This is a genomic window from Nocardia sp. NBC_00511, from assembly GCF_045161165.1.
Taxonomy (GTDB): domain Bacteria; phylum Actinomycetota; class Actinomycetes; order Mycobacteriales; family Mycobacteriaceae; genus Nocardia.
In genome coordinates, this window is record NZ_CP107850.1 from 301,693 (window position 1) to 320,030 (window position 18,338).

Consider the following 18,338-nt stretch of genomic DNA (forward strand, 5'->3'; position numbering starts at 1 on the left):
TGGTCACCGCCCGTCTCGTGGGCTGTTGTCGCCGTTAGGATTTCGATCGTGGCCGCATCCCCGGACCCGAATCCCGAGCTGGGCCGCCGGTTGCTGTCCAACACCTCAGTACACCTGTACTTCCGTCCGCAGGTTCTGCACCAGACCGTCGCCAAGCTGCGGCGCGCGGGCTATCACGTCGCCGAAGCCGACGCCTCCCGCTGGCTGTGCCTCCCCGACATGCACGCCGACCTCTCGCGAATGTTCCACTTCCCGGGCTACTACGGACGCAACCTCGACGCGTTCAACGACTGCCTACGCGACGTACGCGCCCACGAATACGGGTTCCCCACCGACGCCACCGGCCTAGTCATGGCCCTGACCGGGTACGAGGAATTCGCCCGCGAATTCCCCGACACCGCACACGCCGTCCTCGACATCTTCGCCGTGCACTCCCGCAGCGCAATGCTCGCCGGCGAGCAACTCATCGCGCTCGTGCACACCAACGACCCCCGCTTCACCCTCGCCCCGGTCGGAGCCACCCCAGTCACCTGGAACGCCGAAGAATGGCACAACGCCCGCCGCGGACCATGACCCATCCGAATACTCAAGCTCACTGTGGACCAGCAGGGCACACTGTCGTGATGACGTTGTCCGGCTACCTGATCATCGCGAGTGCGGCGCTGTTGATCTTCGCCACCATCGCCGTCACGACCGTCCGGCATCGCAGCCGTCGTGGACGAGTGATGCGCGACGATCTGGACCGGATGTGGACGCTCTACAGGGCAGCGCCCGCAGGCTCCAGAACACAACAGCAGATGAGCGAGCTGATCCAGCACGCCGAGGCCGATCGCATACGGCAAGAACGCAACCACCCGTTCTAGATCACGGCCCTGGCTACGTTGGTCAATCCTGACTGCGGCTATCGGTGAACTTTGGCGTCAGCCGACTGGGCTGAGATCCGTTGGTACCGGCGAAAACTGACGTCATCGACGAGCACGCCCGGGCGCTATGGCCTGTCTGGCGAACGCACTATTCTGCCGATTTTCGTGCGTTTGGTGGTCGCGGCGTGATGGCCATGGGCGGTGGCGGGTTGGCGATCTCCTCGGCGGTGATCGGCGTCGGGTCAGACGGTGTGGGCGGCGTCGGTTGGCGCGATTCGGGGTATGTATGCCGTCGTGATCGCGGCGATAGTGAACAAAGCTGCGAGACAACACCATCCGGTAGGTCCGGGCGCTGCGAGAATAGCGTCGGCGATCAGGGGACTGATCATGGCGGCGGTGGAATAGCCTGTCGACAGGAGCGATTGGTACGTGCCGGCCCGAACGGGCAGTGACAGCGCGAACGACATTCCCCAACTGCTGGCGCCTTGGAGCAGTTCACCGGCCAATCGCACCGTGGCACCGGTCAGAATCAACGGCAACGCCAAGCGGGGAATCGTGGTGAGCGCGATCAGCAGGCAGGCTAGCGCCAACAGCGCTCCGGCACGTCGGCCGACACGGGCTGCACCGGCGAATGTGTCCGTGCCTGTGCTGGCGGGGATCTGGAAGATGATGCCGCCGACCGCAGTCGCCGAGACGATGATCGAGATCCATATGTGCGCCAGGCCGGTCCGTTCCACGATCCACAAAGGCAGTGCAATCGCCAGGATTCCGAAGTGCAGGCTGAGCGTGGATTGGGACACCGTCATAGCCAGGAAGCGGCGGTCGCGCAGCACTGTGACGATACGAGCCGATGTCGTGGCACGGGAAGCCCGGGGAGCAGGCATCGCAGCGAGGACTGCGACGACGATCAGGAATGTGACGCCATCGAGGCACAGCAACGCCACGAATAAGGGCTTGGAGGTGCCTGCCAGAGCCAGGCCACCGATGCAGGAGCCGATCATGAGGCCCACGTTGGTCACCGAGCGCAGGAGAGCGCGGATGCGGAGACGTTCGTGCCCGGTGAACAGCAGCGTGATATAGGCGTTCCGCACACCCGCGGTGGCCCGGTCCGCCGATATTGCCCCGGCAGCGGCAGCAACGAATTGTGGCCAGTTGCTGACGAACGCATAGCCGAACACCGCCGCCGATTCCACGCACAACAACACGATGTAAACAGGCCGTGGACCGAACCTGTCCGCCAACCGGCCTGCCGGAACGCCAGCGAGCAGGGCGAAGGCTCCGCCGATCGTGAGGCCGCCGGTGACCTGCGACGGGTTCAGCGAGACGATCCGGACGAAATACACGACACTGATCGCGGTGAAGATCCCGTTGCCGATCGTGTTGAACAGGGTTGCGACGGCAAGCCGACGCACTTCGGTATGTCTGGACAGCTCGGCGAAACGACCTGATCGCATAGTCGTTCCGGCGCGCATTGGTGAACTCTCCAGGTCCTTCCCGCGCTTGTCGTCAGCAGATCGGTTCCAAGCATGTAAGTCAGAGCCGCTGCGTGGCAACGGTACTGGACAGCAGCATCTGACGGCAGCAGATTTCAAGCGGTCGCCCCACCTCTGTGCGAGCTGACCGTCGACCCATCCCAGTAGAAACCGGCGTCCGAAGGATCAATCGGCAGTGATCATCTCGGTGGCCTAACGCACCAAAATGCCGCGACCCGCGCGTTGGTCGGCCGTCCAAACAGGTTGGCCGCCAGTGCTTCAAACGTCCGTAACCGCTTGAGGTCGCACCAATGAGTGTGCGGTGCGCTAACCTCGGCAGCCGTGCCGACTTCCTTCCTCCTGGTCGACCCGTACACCGAGGGCCTGCTCGAAGTTGGCGACGGAAACCGGGAACTGTTCGCTCCTTTCCTGCGTGTGGCTGCCGGGCTGGGCGAGGTCTTCGAAACCGAACTGCGACAAGACATCGCGGCCCGCGCTGCGGACATCCTGAAGTCGACGAACCAGTCCCGGCATCACTGACCTGAAATCGCCCCAAGGTCATCGGGCGGCGTGCGCCGTGGTCGATCATCGGATTGTGGACGCCGCGTCTGTTTTCATGCATGGTGTCCAAGTTGGTTACGATGTGCGGCGATCATCGATGCTGGAAGGGAGTGCCGTGGCAGTGGAGGATCGCCGCAAGCGGCGCAGCCGCAAGGTGTTGCGCGAGGCGTTCCTGTCCCTGGTTCTCGAGCGCGGTTACGCCTCGATCACTGTGGAGGACATCACCGAACGCGCCGATCTGGGGCGGGCGACCTTCTATACCCATTACACCGACAAGAGCGCGCTGCTCGATCAGATCGTCACCGACCTGATCGAGGAGATGCAGCGTCGGCTCGAACCGCTGTTCGAGGTTTCGGGGCAGGCGTTCACGGGCAAGGCGGTGCTGGCGCTGTTTCAGCATGCGGCCGAGGAACGCGATGCCTATCGCGTGGTTCTGCGCGGTGAAGGCGACGGCCGCGCCCTGCGCCGGTTCGTCGAGGATCGCAGTGCGGCAGCGGCGAAAGCATTCGCCGAGCGCGCGGCCGCGCAGGGCGCCGAATTGCGTGTCGCCGCCGAGGTTCTGGCGCGCGCCTGGGTCGGGGAACTACTCATCACCATGTCGTGGTGGCTCGAGTCGGAACCCGCGATGAGCGCCGAGGAGATCGCGGCGCAACTGCTCGATCTCTCACTGCGCGGCCGCTTTTGGGCGTCCGGCTTCGACGGCGAACCCCCCGCTGCGACCGCGCGGAAATCCGGGGCCTGACCGCGAACTTTCGGCCGGACCCCGGATTCGTCAGTGCGCGGACCCGCTGGCGGACCCGGAGATCAGGGGCTTGAGCGGCAGCGGCGGGATGCGGAAGTTGGCGTCGGGAACGCCGGTGCCGTCGGGATCGAGCAGACCGTCACGGTTGGTGTATTCGCTGTTTCCGGGTGCGGCCTGCAAGGTGGTGACGTATTTCCACAGTCCGTAGGCGAGCGCGCCGCCGCCCAGGGCGAGGGTGGCGGCCACACCGCCGCCGCCCGCGAAGGCCAGGATTGCCGCCGGGACCGTCACCAGGCATCCGGGGCCGACGACGAGGCAGGAACCCAGCCCGACCACCGCGCCGACGAGCGCCCCGACGACGAAACCGCCGACCGTAGCGGCCAGCGACGCTTTGGACAGGTTCCCGGCGAAGTCGTCGAGCGCCCGCTGGTTCTCCATCGGCGACGCGACCGGTCGCACGGTGTCGGGGGTGAGCACGAGGGTGCGGCCCGCGTCCAGGATCTGCTGTCGGATCGGATGCGCCACGCCGTCGAGCTCGAAGGCCAGCGGCAGTGCCAGGACCAGCTGTCCGGCACTGTCGTGTGCGAGGACCGAGAGCCGGTCCTCGGCGAGGGTGAAGGTCGCGGCGTCGAGCGTGGTGACGACGGTGCCGTTGACGACCGAGGCTTGATAGAGCGCCGACGTGCTGGGTTCAGCGTTGGCCGGGGTGGCCGCGATGGTCAGCGCGGAGGCCATCGCTGCCGCTGTCATCGCCGTGTAAACCGTTGCGCGAAGGTTCATTCCGATAATCCCCCGGTCCTCAGTTGACGGCCGCGGCGGGAACGCCGCCGGGCTTGCCCTGGACCTGCGGGGCGTACTGGCTCTGCCCCGGGTCTGTGCGCAGGGTGGTCACGTAGTTGAACGCTGCTGCCGCCGCGGTAGGTCCACCGGCGAGGACCAGGCCCGCGATGCCACCGGCTGCGGCGACCATGCTGACGATCGGCAGCACCGTGACCACGCAGCCCAGGCTCAGCACCAGACATGACGCACCGGCCAGGGCGATACCGACACCGACGCCCGCGACCGCACCGACAGCAGTACCGATCAGGCTTCCGATGGAAGTGCCGAGGCTGACGGCGTTGATGAGGTCGTTCATGGCCAACTGGTTTTCCAACGGCGAAGCAACCGAATGCAGCGCGGTGCGATCGAGCCGGGCCAGATCCGGCGTGAGTCGCAGGGCGTGGCCGTCCTCGGCGACCTGCTGGATCAGCGGCAGTCGCTGTCCGTCGAGCGTGAATGTCAGGGGCAGCGAGTCCACGGTGCGGCCCTCGGCATCGCGGATCGCGACCGACTGCTGGTCGTCGGCCAGGGTGAACGCACCGTTCCGCAGGGTCGTGACGACGGTGTCGTTCGTCAGGTTCGTCCGGAACTCGACCGGGTCGGGCATGGTGGCGGGCGCGGCCGTGGCGGTCGCGGTGCTGGCGATGACGCCGACGGCCAGCAGGCCGACCGTCAGGGGTGCGCGGCGGATGGTCATGGGAACTTCCTCATCTCGAAACCGGGATGTCGCCATACCGGCTGAAGACATTGCGTCCATAAATAGACGCAATGTCTGGTACTCGACGACAGCTCCGGGACATTAGTTGTGAGCCAGCACACTCGTCAATACCCGATGTGACGGGGTGCACCGAGTGGCTGCCGATCCCGTTTATAGACACGATGACTATTTATGGGCATCATGTCCACTATGGGCTCGATGGCGATACGAGGAACGAACCAGGTGCTCGACGAGGAGGCGGTCCCGATCGACTACCGGTTCAGCCTGGCCAACGAGCGCACGTTCCTCGCGTGGATCCGCACCGCGCTCGGGCTGCTGGCCGGTGCCGTCGCGGCGCAGACCCTCGCCGAGCACTTCTCGTCCGGCGGCATGCGACGCGCGATCGCCGCGTGCTGCGCGGGCTTGGCGATGGTGCTCGCCGCTGTCGCACAGCGGCGTTGGGCACGCGTCGAGGCCGCGATGCGTCGCGGAGACCGCCTGCCGGATCCGGTCTTGGTGCCGGTGCTGGCACTGGGCGTGACCGCGATCGCCCTGGCCGCGGGAACCCTGGCGGTGCTGTCGTGACCGCCACCGCGTGGGAGGCGGACGCTGGTCTGGCGCTCGAGCGCACCGCGCTCGCATGGCGGCGTACCACGCTGTCGGCGGTGGTCGCGACCGTCGTGCTCGCGCACGCTGCGGCGATGGCGGCGACCGTCGTATTCGCCGCTGCCGCCGTCGTCGCCGCTGCGGGTACGGCCGTGACCGCGGGCTGCTGTTGGCACCGCGACCTCCGATTGCGGGCGCGGCGACCGTCTCGGATCGGCGCGCTCGTGATCGCCGTCGCGACCGCGGTGGCCGTCGCCGCCTTCACCACGACCCTCGCTCTGGCCCTGTGACCACCCGGTACGGAAAGGATCTACCCGTGCAGTCTTCGCACTGCTGCGCGCCGTCCCGCTCGGCGGCCGCTCTCACGCCGCCGATCCCCGTCCACGGCGTCACCGGTTCCTCCCCGGCACTGATCCCGCTCTCGGGCGGGGAGTTTCGCATGGGCAGCGAGGACACCGACAGCTATCCAGCGGACGGGGAAGGCCCGGTACGACCGGTTCGGGTGGCGCAGTTCGCGATTGCCGCACACACCGTCACCACCGCGCAGTTCGCGCAATTCGTCACCGCCACCGGGTATCTCACCGACGCCGAACGCTACGGCTGGTCCTTCGTCTTCGCCGGGCTTCTGCCCGCCTCCCTGCGGCGCGGCGCGCACCGCCCGGAGGCGACGCCCTGGTGGTGCGCGGTGGACGGGGCCACCTGGCATGCGCCGGAAGGCCCGGGCAGCGACATCGACGAGCGCGGCGACCATCCCGTGGTCCACGTGTCCTGGCATGACGCGCAGGCGTATTGCGGTTGGGCGGGGGTGCGGCTGCCCACGGAGGCCGAGTGGGAATACGCCGCGCGCGGCGGCCTCGACCAGGCCCGGTACCCGTGGGGCGAGGAACCCGAATCCCGCAACGGCTACCGCGCCAATATCTTCCGCGGCTCATTCCCGGTCCGTAACACCGCCGCCGACGGGTACGCGGGCACCGCACCGGTCGATGCGTTCGCGCCCAACGCATTCGGGCTCTACAACACGGTCGGCAACGTCTGGGAATGGTGCGCCGACCGCTGGAGCACCCCTACCCACGAACCTGACGAAACCCGCGTGCTGCGCGGCGGGTCGTATCTGTGTCACGACAGCTACTGCAACCGCTACCGCGTGGCCGCACGCATCCACAACTCCCCCGAATCCAGCAGCGGCAACACCGGATTCCGCGTCGCCCGCTGACCGCGGGCCCCCATCCCAGAAAGGCGATCCCCTCATGCCCGAACAGCCGATGAACGTGCTGGTCGTCATGTCCGATCAGCACAACCCGAAAATCCTTGGTGCCGCCGGCAATCCGCTCATCCGGACGCCAAATATGGATGCGCTCGCGGCGCGCGGCACGCGCTTCTCGGCGGCATACTGTCCCAGCCCCATCTGTGTTCCCTCGCGCGCATCGTTCGCCACCGGACTGTATCCGCACCAGACCGGGTACTGGGACAACGCGATGGGCTACGACGGCAAGGTCCCGGGCTGGGGGCACGCACTGCAGGCCGCGGGGCGTCGCGTCGAATCGATCGGAAAACTGCACTACCGCAATGAATCCGACCCCACCGGATTCGACGTCCAGCATTTGCCGATGCATCTCGCCAACGGGATCGGACAGGTGTGGGGCTCGGTGCGCGATCCGCTGCCGCGCCGCGACAACGCGCCCCTGATGGTGTCGATCTCCGGTGGCGCGGAATCGGATTACACCCGCTACGACGGCGCCGTCGCCGACCAGGCCTGCGCATGGCTCACCGACCCCGCCAACCGCCGCGAACCATGGGTGCTCTACACCGGCCTGCTGGCCCCGCACTTCCCGTATCTGGCGCCGCCGGAGTACTTCCAGATGTACGACCCCGACCGGATGCCCACGCCGACAATGCGTCCCGAGCACGGACATCAGCGCCACCCCTGGGTGGAGACCTTCGCCGGTGTGCTCCCGGGCCTGGACTCCGCCAATACCGAGGAGGAACGCCGCCGGGCCGCGGCCGCCTACTACGGGCTGGTCTCCTACCTCGATCACAACGTCGGTCGCATCCTCGGTGCGCTCGAGGACAGTGGCCAGACGGACAACACTCTCGTCATCTACACCAGCGATCACGGCGACATGGTCGGTAGCCGCGGCCTGTGGGGCAAGTCCCTGATGTACACCGAATCCTCGGGTGTCCCGATGATCATGGCGGGCCCCGGAATTCCGGCCGGTCAGGTCTGCGACACCCCCTCCAGCACGATCGATCTCTATCCGACCATCCTCGATGCCGCCGGAGTCGTCGCGAACGAACCACGTCCGGGCGTCTCCTTGCGGAAGCTCGCCGCGTCCGAAACCGATACGCAGAGGTTCGTTTTCAGTGAATACCACGCGATGGGCGCGCCGAGCGCGGCGTTCCTGATCCGCAAAGGGACCTACGTCCTGCACTACTACGTCGGCTTCGCCCCCGAGCTGTACGACGTGGCCACCGACCCGGACCAGACTCGCGATCTGGCCGCCGAGACCAGCCACGCGGGAGTGCTGGCCGAACTCGTCGGTGAGCTCACCGGCATGCTGGACCCGGAATCGACCGACACCGTGGACAAACGGGCCAAGGCCGACCAGGCGAGCCTGGTCGCACGTTTCGGCGGACCCGAAGTCGCCGCGAACCTCGGCACGCCCGGCGAGACCCCGCCCCCGAAGGTGTTGCACCCGTGAATGATTCCGTACCATCCGAACCATCGGCCCGAGTTCCACGAGCAGGATTCGCCGATCTGATCGCGAAGATCCGGGACCTGCACGGCGGTCGCCATCTCATCGATGGCGCCGCACCCATCCTCGGTTACGTCCTCGGTTTCGCCCTGCGCGGCATCACCACCGGCATCGCGGCAGCCGTGATGATCGCGCTGATTCTCGCGGCCATCCGGCTGCGGCACGGCGATCGCCCGAAGGTCATCGGGGTCTCGACCGCGGTCGTCCTCGTCTTCTCCGCGATGGCCGCCACCACAGGCCAAGGCCGCGACTTCTTCCTGCCGCCGCTGATCCTCTACGCGGCCTTGTTCGTCGGCTCGAGCATCAGCCTCGCGACGGCGACTCCTCTGACCCTCCCGATCTGCCGCAAGATCGGATTCGAACCCGCCGACGCCACCGACACCGCCACCCGGGCACGACTACATCGCCGCCTCACCGCAGCATGGGCAGCGTTCTGCGCACTGCACCTGCTGATCATGGGACCCGCCTACCTCGCAGGCAACGTCGTCCTACTGGGCACCCTCGCCCTGATCCTCAACAAACCCGCGCTGGTCATCGCCCTCGCCGGCACCTGGGTATGGCTGCGCCGCACCTCCCGAACCCCTTCGCCCAACACTTAGTTCCACTGACCGACAACAGCAATGACCCAAACTCCACCGCCTGGCGAATATCGAGATCGCGGCTGGCCGCGCGCTTGGGTCGAGTGCCTGAGGTGATGGCGCACTAGTCTTCATGTGATAGCGCACGAGCCTACGGCGCGATACTGGGACGGTAGTGCCAATCTGGACAGATTCCATAATGGAGGTATCGAGCGTGGGCTGGGCTGGGTGCGTCGTGCATCGGCACGAAATAAGAGGTTGGTGGGCGTGAACCAATTGGCCAGTGCCACATCGCTTCGCCTGCGTCAGCATGCTGAGAACCCGGTTAATCGGCGGGAGTGGAGTGCAGACGCGTTGGCTGAGGCGGCGAGCGCGGGATGTGCCTATCCTAATGCCCATAGGATATTCGTCTTGCCACTGGTGTCACGTGATGGTTTGAGGTTACTAGTTGTATTCCTGCAGGGCCGTAAACAGTTTGCGCACGATCCGCAGACAGGGCCGTTGCCCGCCCTCGCGAACCACTCCCGAACGCACGACGCTTTCGAGCCGAGCCTGGCCCAGGCGCTGGGTCCGGGCCAGGTCACCGTGGTCGCGTTCGCAGATCACGCGCATCGTCACCACCCAGGAGCGCGAGCGGAACGGTTGACGTGCGGTCTCGAGCGCTGTGGGCCACACGCATTCGAGCAACGCGCGAATCTGCTGAATCTGGGCGACCATACCCACGATCAGATGCTCGCGTCGAGCGCCCAGATGCCGCAGCCTGCCCCAGGTTTCATCGACGGGCTCGGGCGCATAGCACCGCAACTGCGTCGCGAGCCGAGCGATCAGCACCGCGTCCTTGTCGTTGGTTTTGTCGCTGTTCAGGGCTTCCGCGCGCCGTGGCCAGGCGGTCATCGCCGGTTGCGCGCACACGAACGACATGCCACGGTCCGCGGCCAACTGCCCCAGCACCCGCCAGCGATGACCCGTCGGTCCGCACGCGACGCTCACTCCGGCGAAGCCGGCTCGGACGGCGTGATCGCGGGCCCAGTACAGCGCGGCACCCAGATCCCAGGCGCGGCATCGGAATGTTTTGCGCGCCAATACTTTCGAATCATGATCGGTGACGACGACCATCTGTTTGCGTTCAGCCGGATCGATTCCACGATCTCGTTGCTCGTCGGAATCAGCTCTCGCAATCGAGCCAACCGCGCGTTAGGGTTGCGATCTCCCCGGGACACGCCGCTACCGTTACTCATGGAACGGTCCCCCTACCGTGATGGGACACCAAGCCCGACAAGCGCATCAGGAGGACGTTCCTCACGTCCAGACACCGACGCCTAAACGTCTTTCTGTGCCGCGACCCGGGCGTTGGTCGGCAGTCCAAACCAGCTGGCCGACAGCGCTTCCCGGTGCGCGCTCATGCCGATCTTCGGGTGTTCAGCTCCCCATATGATTTTCCCGCGCTGATCGGATCGTTGGCGCGTCCGGATTTAGGACCCTGCGGCGGCGGAGGTTGGGCACGACAACAATCGCAGGTCTTCCGCCGCCGCGGGGTATCCGAGGTCTGCTCCGACCGGACTGATTCGATCAGGGCAGCTACGGGCCGGAAGGTAGAACGGCCCGCAGATCATACGCAAACCCACGGATCCGGTTGTGACACAACGCAACCGGATCCGTGGGCGTTTCGCGTTCGGCCTCGACGGTATCCGGTCCACGCCCCGTTCAGAACTCAGTAGCCAGGTTTGAGGACTTTCAGTGACCTTGGTCCCTATCGGTACACGAATGCAGTACCGACCGGCCTGAATGGATCACCGGAACCGCGTGTGTGCCCTGACGGCGAGACTCTCGACGTTGGGAGCCTCGCCGGCGGCCACGGAACGTGGAAGGTGGCTCGCGCTTTCAGTGAACCCCTGACCGCAGCTGTGCGAGTAGGGCCTTAGGGATAACCAAATCCGGCAGAGTTCCTCATCATCAGGCCGGGCAAGCCGGATCGCGTGAATGAGGGCATGAGGAGCCCCCACAGTCGATTCCCCGCTGACACGTGCCAGCCCGCCGACTCTTATCTGCCAGCCACCATCTGTGTAGTTCGATTCGGTGACCGTGCACCGTTTCGGGTTCGGGGCAGCTGCGCGGTCGTATCGGGTGATGTTCAGCTTTCGGTGAGGGCGTGACGGCCCCTCGGCTGGGGCAAGAGTGGGGTGAGGGTCGAGTCCGCGGAGTAGGCCCAGTGCGCGTCCCTGACAGGTTCCTCCACCCGCGGCAGCACTACGGTCGGGTCTTCTAATTCTCTGCGTAGCTGGACACAGAAAGCGTCCAGGCTGCCGTAGCGGGCCGTGATCTGCGCCAGCAACCGCAATGCCTCCGCGCTCTGGCCAGTCGTGCTCATCATTGCCGTCGGCCTCCACCAGCTACTCGAACTCTGACAATCTGTGCCACAGAACCACTCGAGCTGGCACCGGCGGGCAGTGAACGACACAGCCTGTTGGGTTCTCCCCGCCGGTGCTGGAACTGTTGTGCACAGCAATCGGTCCCGCTTGCAGGCCGGAACCTGGGAGCCGCTCGGGCGGGGCGACCCCGCGAACACCTCGAACACGAAGGCTGCCAGGCAGTAACGGTGATGCGGCCGTGGAGTCCGTGTCACCGTTCCCCGTGATCGAAATGCCCGTGAGCAACATAGTGTCAACCGCCCGTCATCAGTGGGAGAACGCACGCATCAGCACGAAATGTCCGAATGCTTTGTCCTGCGGGATGCAAGTATCCGAATATTCGCCAAGCAGCGCGCCGATCACATCAGGACGCCCGCTCATGGCGCCCCTTTAGGTCAAGACCTGATCGGGGTGTCGGAGTTACTCTGTGTGTTGGGTCCGGGATGTGGCTTGTCCGAAGGATCGGTGTGCGGGTTGAAACCGGTCGCGCTGGAGTGCGTAGTCGTTCCCGATTGCCCTCCCGGGCCTGCCAATTCATTTCTGCGCTGATCAGCGAGCATGCATGTGTAGAGGACGTTCGAGAGGTGCCGCTTCAAGGCCCGCAAAGCTTCCATCGAGGTCTTGCCGGCAAGTCGTTTGCGGTCGTAATAAGCGCGCCCGGCGGTGCGGTGCCGCAATTGGACGATGGCCATGATGTGCAGCACCCGGTTGATCTTGCGGTTGCCCGAGCGCGAAAGCCGGTGCCGCTGTTGATCTCCCGAGGAGGCGTCCAAGGGCGCGGTGCCGTTCCAGGACGCGAACCGGTCCCGAGTGGCGAAGCGGTGGATATCGCCGGTATCGGCCAACAGCCTTGCCGCGCTGGCGGGCCCGTTCCCGTTCACATTCATCAGAGTGGAGCCGCGGTCGGTGATCAGTGCCCGTAGTTCCTTGTCCGCGGCTTTGATCTTGCCGTCGATGGCCTCGAGCTCGTCGATCTGTTCGGTGACAAGCCGCTTCTGGACTCGCTCGACGGGCCCGTCGGCGGTGACCGAGGCGAGTAGGGCGCGGGCTTGTGTCGCGGAGAGGAACTTCTTGGCCCCGCCGGGCACCAAATCCAGCAGTAGTCGATGGATCCGGTTCGCGGTCTGGGTGCGGGCGCGGCCGAACTCGTCACGACGATCGGCCAGCAGCCCCAACGCGATGAGTTCCGGATCGGCGACGACCCGACGCAGATTCGGTGCTCGTAGCGCTGCCAAAGCGACCGAGTGGGCGTCGACGGGATCGGTTTTGCGGCCGTTGCCGGTGGCGAAGACCCGCACCTGCGCCGACAGTTTGGCGGGCACGTCGATGACGGTTTCCCCGTCGTGGACCAGGCGGTGTGCCAGGTGCCGACCGATGCCGTTGCAGCCCTCGATCGCCCAGACCCGGTCGGTGAATCGTTTTGCGGTGGTGAGTATTTCGGTGTAGCCGGACTTGTCGGTCGAGTATCTGCCACCGGCCAGGACCGTGGCGGTGGGGTCGATGATTGTGATGGTGGCCGAGCGTTTGTGTGGGTCCATGCCGATGATGACGGTCATCGCGTATTCCTCCCGAAGCAGGGTTTCGGTGTCCGTGCACGGGGAGGGCACCGCTACTTCGAGCCGGGGCATGCCCCTTTTCAGCCACTCCCGCACGGCACCCGGCGGGAAGCAAGCCATGAGTGAGCCACACCGATCTTGCTGGCGGGCAGCCGCATAGAGGAGCATCCCACCGGGCACCTGGACCAGATCCTGGCCAGAACCCGGCCCTACTCACCATTCTCTAAGTAGCCGCATCCCGTGCTGACCCAACCTGCCAGCACGTGAGGGTGGAAGGTCAACTGGCCGTGGCCAATCGAGGCCGGCTGAACATCCCATTTGCCGATGTCAGCTCACCGGTGGAGTTCTCGGTAGAAGGTACGCAGGTCCTCGACGAACAGGGCCGGGACCTCGAGCGCCGGGAAATGCCCGCCCTCGGCATGGTCGGCAAAGAAGGCTGCACCCCGGCCGGGGCCGAGGATCTTGCGCACGAGCGGGTCGCTGTAGAACAGCGAGGATCCTTGTGGCACTGGGGAAGAGCTGGCCCATCCGGTTCGAGTGTGTGACATTTCCCAGTAGAAATCGGCTGCGCCGGGGCCGGTGCGGGTGAACCAGTACAGGCTCGCGGTGGTCAGGATGTCGTCGCGGCTGATCGGCGATTCAGGATTGGCCCATTCCTGGAGCTTCTCGGCGATCCACGCCAGTTGCAAGATAGGGGAATCGGCCAAACCGGCAGCCAACGCGTTGGGCTGAGTGTTCTGCAGCACCCGATAGCCCTTGCCTTGCGACCAGCTGTACTGTGCCGCTTCCAGCTGTTTGTGCTCCTCGGCGGTGAGTCCGTCGGGGACGGGGAAGTCCTCGCCCGCCATCCCGACCTGGAGTCGGTCGCTGACGGTGAGCGCGCCGATCACCCGCTCCGGCAGCAACGAAACCAGCTGACCGCCCACACCGGCGCCGATGTCGCCGCCCGCGACACCGAAACGCTCGTAGCCGAGCCGGGTCATAAGCTCCCCGAAAGCCAGCGCGGTCCGGCCCAGGTTCCAGCCGCGTGCCGACAGCGGCGTGGAGAACACGAAGCCGGGCAACGACGGGATCACCACGTGGAAGGCGTCGGCCGGGTTGCCGCCGTGGCCACGCGGATCCGTCAACGGCCCGGCGGTTTCGAGGAATTCGGTGAACGAGGTGGGGAAGCTGTGGTTGAGCAGCAGTGGGGTCGCGTCCGGTTCGGGTGAGCGAAGGTGCAGGAAGTGAATGTTCTGCCCGTCGATCTCGGTGAGGAACTGCGGGTAGGTGTTGAGTGTGGCTTCGTGGGCGCGCCAGTCGAAGCGTCGAGCCCAATACTCGGCCAGCTCGCGCAGATAGTCGGGGGCGATGCCGTGGTCGCGGTCTGAGCCGGTGCCCGAGATCGGATACGGCGAGCGAGTCCGTGTCAGACGCTCACGCAGATCATCGAGATCGACCTGCGGAACCTGGATCCGGAAGGGAGCGATGTCAGCGTTCACGACGATCAACCTACGGACCATCCAGGTCGGAAATTGTCCTAGATCAACCGGGTGGTGACGGTGTCGCGTACCACAGCACGATTGAGGCTGACTTCACCCAACGCAAGTACACCCTCATGCCGCATATGGCGCGGTTCGAACCGGCCAGCACAGGTTGTCAGGCCGTCACGGCGCGAGGGTCACGCGGGCTGGGCTATCGCGGCGGCGAGGCTGTCGCACAGCACGAACAGGTTAGCCGCGCCGGTGAGCTCGAGCGGGCGGCGTACCGGGTGCGAGGCCACGATCCGCAGCAGTTCCGGGCACTGCCCGCCTGCGGCGGCCAGGACACCGATGCCGACCGAGCCGAGGAAGCTGATACCCGCCAGGTCCACGATCACCGTGCGCGGACGCTGTCGCAGCGCCTGCCGCAAGGCCCGCTCCAGGACCGGCGCGGACACGATATCGACTTCCCCGCTCGCGGTCACCACCGGCAGCGGTCCGGTGGTGACGACCTCCACCTGCAGCAGTGCGGTCTGGTCCTGCTCGTCCATCGCACGACTCCTCGCCTCGTGTACTGCGACAAATCGGGTGTACCACGCCGGCACCGCGCGCCGGTATGGCTACGCTACTGACCTTCCGTGCCAATCACCTGTTTCGGCATGCGTTGCGGCCGTTGACCTTTCACACTCGAAAGGCCGGTCACACCCTGTCCCTTGACCGGTATCGGCTCGTGGCGGCAGCGGCACCGCGACCACGGCCGCGCCGCGTGGGGGCATCCTGCACCCCCGTGAAGTCGCTCGGCGGGTCTTCAGACTCCCGCCGACGCGACCAGTCTCTCGCGCGGCGCCCGAGGTCCGTGTGCCGGGGCAGCACCGCCCCGGGACCGAGGTGGCCCGGACGTACCCCGCACGTCCGGGCCACACCCGCCTATCCGGCCGTTGTTCGTGCCAAGACGCGAGCGAAGAACTCCAATCACCGCTGGGCGGAAGGTCTTCGGCGACGTTGCGGTACCAGCCCAGCAGTTCGCAGCATCGCGGCTCACGGCCTAGTCATGGCTGGCGCTCTTGCTCCCGTCGGTCAATACCAGTACACCGAACAGGAGGCCACCGCAGACCGTGACGACACCGACGGGGACGATGGCCAGTAGCCACCACCACGAGTATGCGAGCAAGGTGGCAACGAGCCACCACAGGCTGCATCCCACCAGGACCGCGCCACCGAGCAACGTCGGCCACACAGCTTCCCGCGACTCACCGCGGGAACTGAACAAGAAACTCAGGCCGCCGACGAAGAAGAATGCGGCGAGTACAGCTACGAAGGTCACGCCGCTCATCTCGAGTCCCCTTGCGATGTCGGGTGCAGGATCCTGCTTGATCATCCTCTCCAGCACCGACATCAGGGCAGAGCGTGGAAGAGGTTTCACCGACGGACTTTCAGAAGTCCAACACGAGCTGTGCGTCGTCCGGCGCGTTCGGCTGGCGACCCGGATGCTGTTGCGGCGGCAGCGCGCGCAGCGTGTTGATCTGGGCTGGATCGGGTTTGACCTGTCCGAGCCGGTAGGCGACCTGGCGGGGTTCGGGGACGTCGGCTACGAGGTGTTGGGCGAAGGTGGCGCGCAGTACCCCGGGCCCGATGCCTTTGCCCTGTCCCAGCCCGGCGCCACGGCCGAGGTTGCGCACGATGGCCTCGATGCGGCTGCGGGAGAGCCGCCGCAGGTCGCGGGAGTCCTCGGCGTTGTCTCCGGCCAGGAAGAACGCGCGCGGGCGCAGTATCCCGATCAGGGCGGCGCGTTCAGCCCGGTAGTCGGCCAGAGCCTGGTGTGCAGGGCGCGGCAGGTCGACGAAGCGGCCGCGGGATTTCACCCACACCTGCCGTCGCACCCCGGTCAGTACGACGTCGCCGTCATTGAGGGCGACGACTTCCGATTCGGTGAGGCCGCCGTAGAGCAGCAGCACCACCAGGGCGAGATCGCGGGCGCGCCGCAGCCGGTAGGGGCGGGTATGGGCAGGCCGGTTCTGCGCGGTCGCCAGCAGCGCGGACTGCTCGGCCACGCTCAGCGGGCGGGTGACCGTGCGCTGGATGTCGGCCGGCGCGACTCCGGTCGCACCCAGTTCGAGGAACTCGAGGTAGGCGTTGACCGCGGCGAGGGTCATGTTGCGGATGCTCGCGCTGCGTCCTTGCGCGGTCAGGTAGACCAGATACGCGCGCAGAGTGTCATCGCGGCTGGCGGGGGTGGCCAGCCAGCGTTGTGGGTGCTGGCTTTCGTGGCGCAGCCAGGCCAGGAAACGCGCCACCCGGCGCGTGTACTCCAGGCGCGTGCGCGCCGCCAGCTTGCGGTGCGGTCGTGCGGCCAGATACGGCTCGAACGTGGGGTCGAGAAAGTACGGATCGGCGATCGCGTCCTGGACCACCTGACCCGTCACGACATCCTCGGGACCCGACACCGCCTCACCTGCCCTTCCTCGGCGACATCTCAGTCTCGAGGATGCCAAGGGGTACCGACAAGCCAGACCCGACAACCAATTTGTCTTCGCCGTAACGCGTTACGGCGAAGACAAATGGAAAGATCCGCACCGATCACGAAGGCCCGCCCGACCCCGCAAAGCTATCGGGATACCGCAGGGCGGTGCAGGTCGGGCAACGGTTCATCTGGTCGCCAACCGATCAACGTGGTGTCAGTGGCCGCGTACTGGGCGACCTTGATTGCCTTGCGCCGCAGGTATTCCGGGGTATCGAGGCCCCACACCTCGACGACGGTGTTCTCTACGTCGGTGAGTACGAAGTCTGGTAGCACCAGGCTGGTGTGGTCGTAGCGGACCGGCTTGAAGTACGCGCGGTGCGCGGCCTGCAGGGCGTTGGCCATGACGAGTTCGTGGGAGCTGTCGGCGGGGATGTAGGTGTCGCCGGTGGTGAGCATGACCGCGGCGTCCGCGACGCTGGCGTATCCCTTCGGGGAGCGTTCGATCAGGAACAGCGCGATGCGGTGGCCGCCGTGCTGGCTGGCCGCGCGGGCGAAGGCGTGGCGGTGTGAGCGCAGGATCCGTTGGTGCAGTTCATGACTGGCGTAGAGGGTGCGCGGTAAGTGTTTGACCTTGTAGGCGACGCTGTGGGCGCTCGCGGTGGCTTCGGTGAGTTCGCCGAGCAGCAGGCCGCGCCGCACCTGTTCGCGCGGGCTGCGCAGGCCGGTGAGGAAGGCAGCGAACGCGGCCCGGTTGGCGTCGGCGGTCTCGGGGCGGTAGGGCGGGACGAGGTAGAGCACCTCGGCCAGGGCGTGGCGGCTCAGGACGCAGTCCTGCATCTGGGATTCCAGGGTGGCGCGGATCTGCGGCCAGCCGCGCCGCTGCCCAGGGCTGTAGGCGTTGAGGTGGGCGTCTTCCCACAGGTAGTGCAGCAGCCCGAGCAGGCCGACCGTGCAGCGGCCGCCGCTGACGGAATCGGTTGCTCGCGGATCGGTTTCGCTGACGGTGGTGGCGGGTTTGACCAGCAGCGGGGTGTCGAAGCGGATGCTGGTGCCCTCGGGGCCTTCCACGATCGCGTCATCGGCGTAGGCGCCGCGTCCGGACAGGGCGGGGTCGATCTGGTGAAACGGGCAGGAGTGGTGGTGGGCTTGGCCTTCGCCGGGCCAGCGTGCCAGGAAGTACCGGCCGCCGCGGCAGCGGATCACCAGCCGCAGCGGCTCGGGCTGGCATAGGCACAAAGCGTGTCCGTCAATGGTTTTCGCGGTGATGAACGTGCGTGCGTACCGGTCCGGGTTCGCGCGCACGTCCGCGAGCCGCACCTCCCGGGCGGCCAGGCGCACACGGTCGATGCGCGCCACTCCTGC

The 18,338-nt window shown here is 66.3% G+C and carries 19 protein-coding genes and 1 pseudogene; 10 read left to right on the forward strand and 10 right to left on the reverse strand.

Annotation, left to right across the window (positions count from 1 at the left end; translation table 11 throughout):
* The first annotated feature begins 48 nt into the window (after nt 1-48).
* Both OG300_RS42635 and OG300_RS42640 read left to right on the forward strand, forming a co-directional pair.
* The gene (locus OG300_RS42635; RefSeq protein ID WP_331722981.1) at nt 49-573 is read left to right on the forward strand and encodes a barstar family protein; all 525 of its coding nucleotides are present in this window, start codon (nt 49-51) and stop codon (nt 571-573) included.
* A 50-nt stretch (nt 574-623) separates the two neighbouring features.
* The gene (locus OG300_RS42640; RefSeq protein ID WP_405498924.1) at nt 624-863 is read left to right on the forward strand and encodes a hypothetical protein; all 240 of its coding nucleotides are present in this window, start codon (nt 624-626) and stop codon (nt 861-863) included.
* Between the two features lie 242 nt (nt 864-1,105).
* Here OG300_RS42640 and OG300_RS42645 read toward each other — a convergent pair whose 3' ends face one another.
* Nucleotides 1,106-2,335, reverse strand: coding sequence for an MFS transporter (locus OG300_RS42645; protein WP_405498926.1), 1,230 nt, complete (start codon nt 2,333-2,335; stop codon nt 1,106-1,108).
* A 342-nt stretch (nt 2,336-2,677) separates the two neighbouring features.
* Between OG300_RS42645 and OG300_RS42650 the strand changes: the two genes are divergently transcribed.
* The gene (locus tag OG300_RS42650; protein WP_331722984.1) at nt 2,678-2,875 is read left to right on the forward strand and encodes a hypothetical protein; all 198 of its coding nucleotides are present in this window, start codon (nt 2,678-2,680) and stop codon (nt 2,873-2,875) included.
* Between the two features lie 136 nt (nt 2,876-3,011).
* A complete protein-coding gene (locus tag OG300_RS42655) occupies nt 3,012-3,638 on the forward strand; it encodes a TetR/AcrR family transcriptional regulator (protein WP_331723134.1) in 627 nt (208 codons plus the stop codon).
* 30 nt (nt 3,639-3,668) lie between these two features.
* On the opposite strand, the gene OG300_RS42660 is transcribed toward OG300_RS42655, so the two are convergent.
* Entirely contained in the window at nt 3,669-4,388 is a 720-nt protein-coding gene (locus OG300_RS42660) for a hypothetical protein (RefSeq protein ID WP_405498928.1), read from the reverse strand.
* 49 nt (nt 4,389-4,437) lie between these two features.
* Nucleotides 4,438-5,154 carry a hypothetical protein gene (locus OG300_RS42665; protein ID WP_405498930.1) on the reverse strand — a complete coding sequence of 239 codons (717 nt, stop codon included), beginning with the start codon at nt 5,152-5,154 and terminating at the stop codon, nt 4,438-4,440.
* A 219-nt stretch (nt 5,155-5,373) separates the two neighbouring features.
* Here OG300_RS42665 and OG300_RS42670 point away from each other — a divergent pair, with 219 nt between their 5' ends.
* The 6 genes and pseudogenes from OG300_RS42670 to OG300_RS42695 all read left to right on the forward strand — a co-directional run.
* Nucleotides 5,374-5,739 (forward strand): YidH family protein, encoded by a 366-nt coding sequence (locus tag OG300_RS42670; RefSeq protein WP_405498932.1) that lies wholly within the window; start codon nt 5,374-5,376, stop codon nt 5,737-5,739.
* On the forward strand, nt 5,736-6,050 hold the full coding sequence (locus tag OG300_RS42675) for a DUF202 domain-containing protein (protein WP_331722988.1): 315 nt from the start codon (nt 5,736-5,738) through the stop codon (nt 6,048-6,050). Before OG300_RS42670 ends, OG300_RS42675 begins: the two co-directional genes overlap by 4 nt.
* A 26-nt stretch (nt 6,051-6,076) precedes the next feature.
* Nucleotides 6,077-6,973: a formylglycine-generating enzyme family protein gene (locus OG300_RS42680; RefSeq protein ID WP_405498934.1), complete on the forward strand. Its 897-nt coding sequence runs from the start codon at nt 6,077-6,079 to the stop codon at nt 6,971-6,973.
* A 34-nt stretch (nt 6,974-7,007) separates the two neighbouring features.
* The gene (locus OG300_RS42685) at nt 7,008-8,459 is read left to right on the forward strand and encodes a sulfatase-like hydrolase/transferase (RefSeq protein WP_331722989.1); all 1,452 of its coding nucleotides are present in this window, start codon (nt 7,008-7,010) and stop codon (nt 8,457-8,459) included.
* Complete coding sequence (locus tag OG300_RS42690; RefSeq protein WP_331722990.1) at nt 8,456-9,112, forward strand: DUF3159 domain-containing protein; 657 nt, start codon at nt 8,456-8,458, stop codon at nt 9,110-9,112. Before OG300_RS42685 ends, OG300_RS42690 begins: the two co-directional genes overlap by 4 nt.
* 237 nt (nt 9,113-9,349) lie before the next feature.
* Nucleotides 9,350-9,524: pseudogene (locus OG300_RS42695) on the forward strand (DUF255 domain-containing protein); the annotation flags it as partial.
* Between the two features lie 11 nt (nt 9,525-9,535).
* On the opposite strand, the gene OG300_RS42700 reads toward OG300_RS42695, so the two are convergent.
* The 7 genes from OG300_RS42700 to OG300_RS42730 form a co-directional block, all read right to left on the reverse strand.
* The gene (locus OG300_RS42700; protein ID WP_331722991.1) at nt 9,536-10,207 is read right to left on the reverse strand and encodes a transposase; all 672 of its coding nucleotides are present in this window, start codon (nt 10,205-10,207) and stop codon (nt 9,536-9,538) included.
* A 1,687-nt stretch (nt 10,208-11,894) separates the two neighbouring features.
* Nucleotides 11,895-13,055, reverse strand: a complete 1,161-nt coding sequence (locus tag OG300_RS42705) for an IS110 family transposase (protein WP_405498937.1) — start codon at nt 13,053-13,055, stop codon at nt 11,895-11,897.
* Between the two features lie 332 nt (nt 13,056-13,387).
* Entirely contained in the window at nt 13,388-14,536 is a 1,149-nt protein-coding gene (locus OG300_RS42710) for an epoxide hydrolase N-terminal domain-containing protein (RefSeq protein WP_331722994.1), read from the reverse strand.
* A gap of 179 nt (nt 14,537-14,715) precedes the next feature.
* Nucleotides 14,716-15,066 (reverse strand): STAS domain-containing protein, encoded by a 351-nt coding sequence (locus OG300_RS42715; protein WP_331722995.1) that lies wholly within the window; start codon nt 15,064-15,066, stop codon nt 14,716-14,718.
* Between the two features lie 494 nt (nt 15,067-15,560).
* Nucleotides 15,561-15,911 carry a hypothetical protein gene (locus OG300_RS42720; protein WP_405498940.1) on the reverse strand — a complete coding sequence of 117 codons (351 nt, stop codon included), beginning with the start codon at nt 15,909-15,911 and terminating at the stop codon, nt 15,561-15,563.
* A 37-nt stretch (nt 15,912-15,948) separates the two neighbouring features.
* Nucleotides 15,949-16,959 carry a site-specific integrase gene (locus tag OG300_RS42725; protein ID WP_331722997.1) on the reverse strand — a complete coding sequence of 337 codons (1,011 nt, stop codon included), beginning with the start codon at nt 16,957-16,959 and terminating at the stop codon, nt 15,949-15,951.
* A gap of 161 nt (nt 16,960-17,120) precedes the next feature.
* On the reverse strand, nt 17,121-18,332 hold the full coding sequence (locus OG300_RS42730; RefSeq protein WP_331722998.1) for a DUF1173 family protein: 1,212 nt from the start codon (nt 18,330-18,332) through the stop codon (nt 17,121-17,123).
* Nucleotides 18,333-18,338 lie beyond the last annotated feature (6 nt).

Coding starts and splice junctions, on each gene's coding strand:
- OG300_RS42640 (WP_405498924.1), top strand. CDS start 624: ATGACGTTGTCCGGCTACCTGATCATCGCGAGTGCGGCGCTGTTGATC.
- OG300_RS42645 (WP_405498926.1), bottom strand. CDS start 2,335: ATGCGCGCCGGAACGACTATGCGATCAGGTCGTTTCGCCGAGCTGTCC.
- OG300_RS42660 (WP_405498928.1), bottom strand. CDS start 4,388: ATGACAGCGGCAGCGATGGCCTCCGCGCTGACCATCGCGGCCACCCCG.
- OG300_RS42665 (WP_405498930.1), bottom strand. CDS start 5,154: ATGACCATCCGCCGCGCACCCCTGACGGTCGGCCTGCTGGCCGTCGGC.
- OG300_RS42670 (WP_405498932.1), top strand. CDS start 5,374: ATGGCGATACGAGGAACGAACCAGGTGCTCGACGAGGAGGCGGTCCCG.
- OG300_RS42685 (WP_331722989.1), top strand. CDS start 7,008: ATGCCCGAACAGCCGATGAACGTGCTGGTCGTCATGTCCGATCAGCAC.
- OG300_RS42700 (WP_331722991.1), bottom strand. CDS start 10,207: ATGGTCGTCGTCACCGATCATGATTCGAAAGTATTGGCGCGCAAAACA.
- OG300_RS42705 (WP_405498937.1), bottom strand. CDS start 13,055: ATGACCGTCATCATCGGCATGGACCCACACAAACGCTCGGCCACCATC.
- OG300_RS42715 (WP_331722995.1), bottom strand. CDS start 15,066: ATGGACGAGCAGGACCAGACCGCACTGCTGCAGGTGGAGGTCGTCACC.
- OG300_RS42720 (WP_405498940.1), bottom strand. CDS start 15,911: ATGTCGGTGCTGGAGAGGATGATCAAGCAGGATCCTGCACCCGACATC.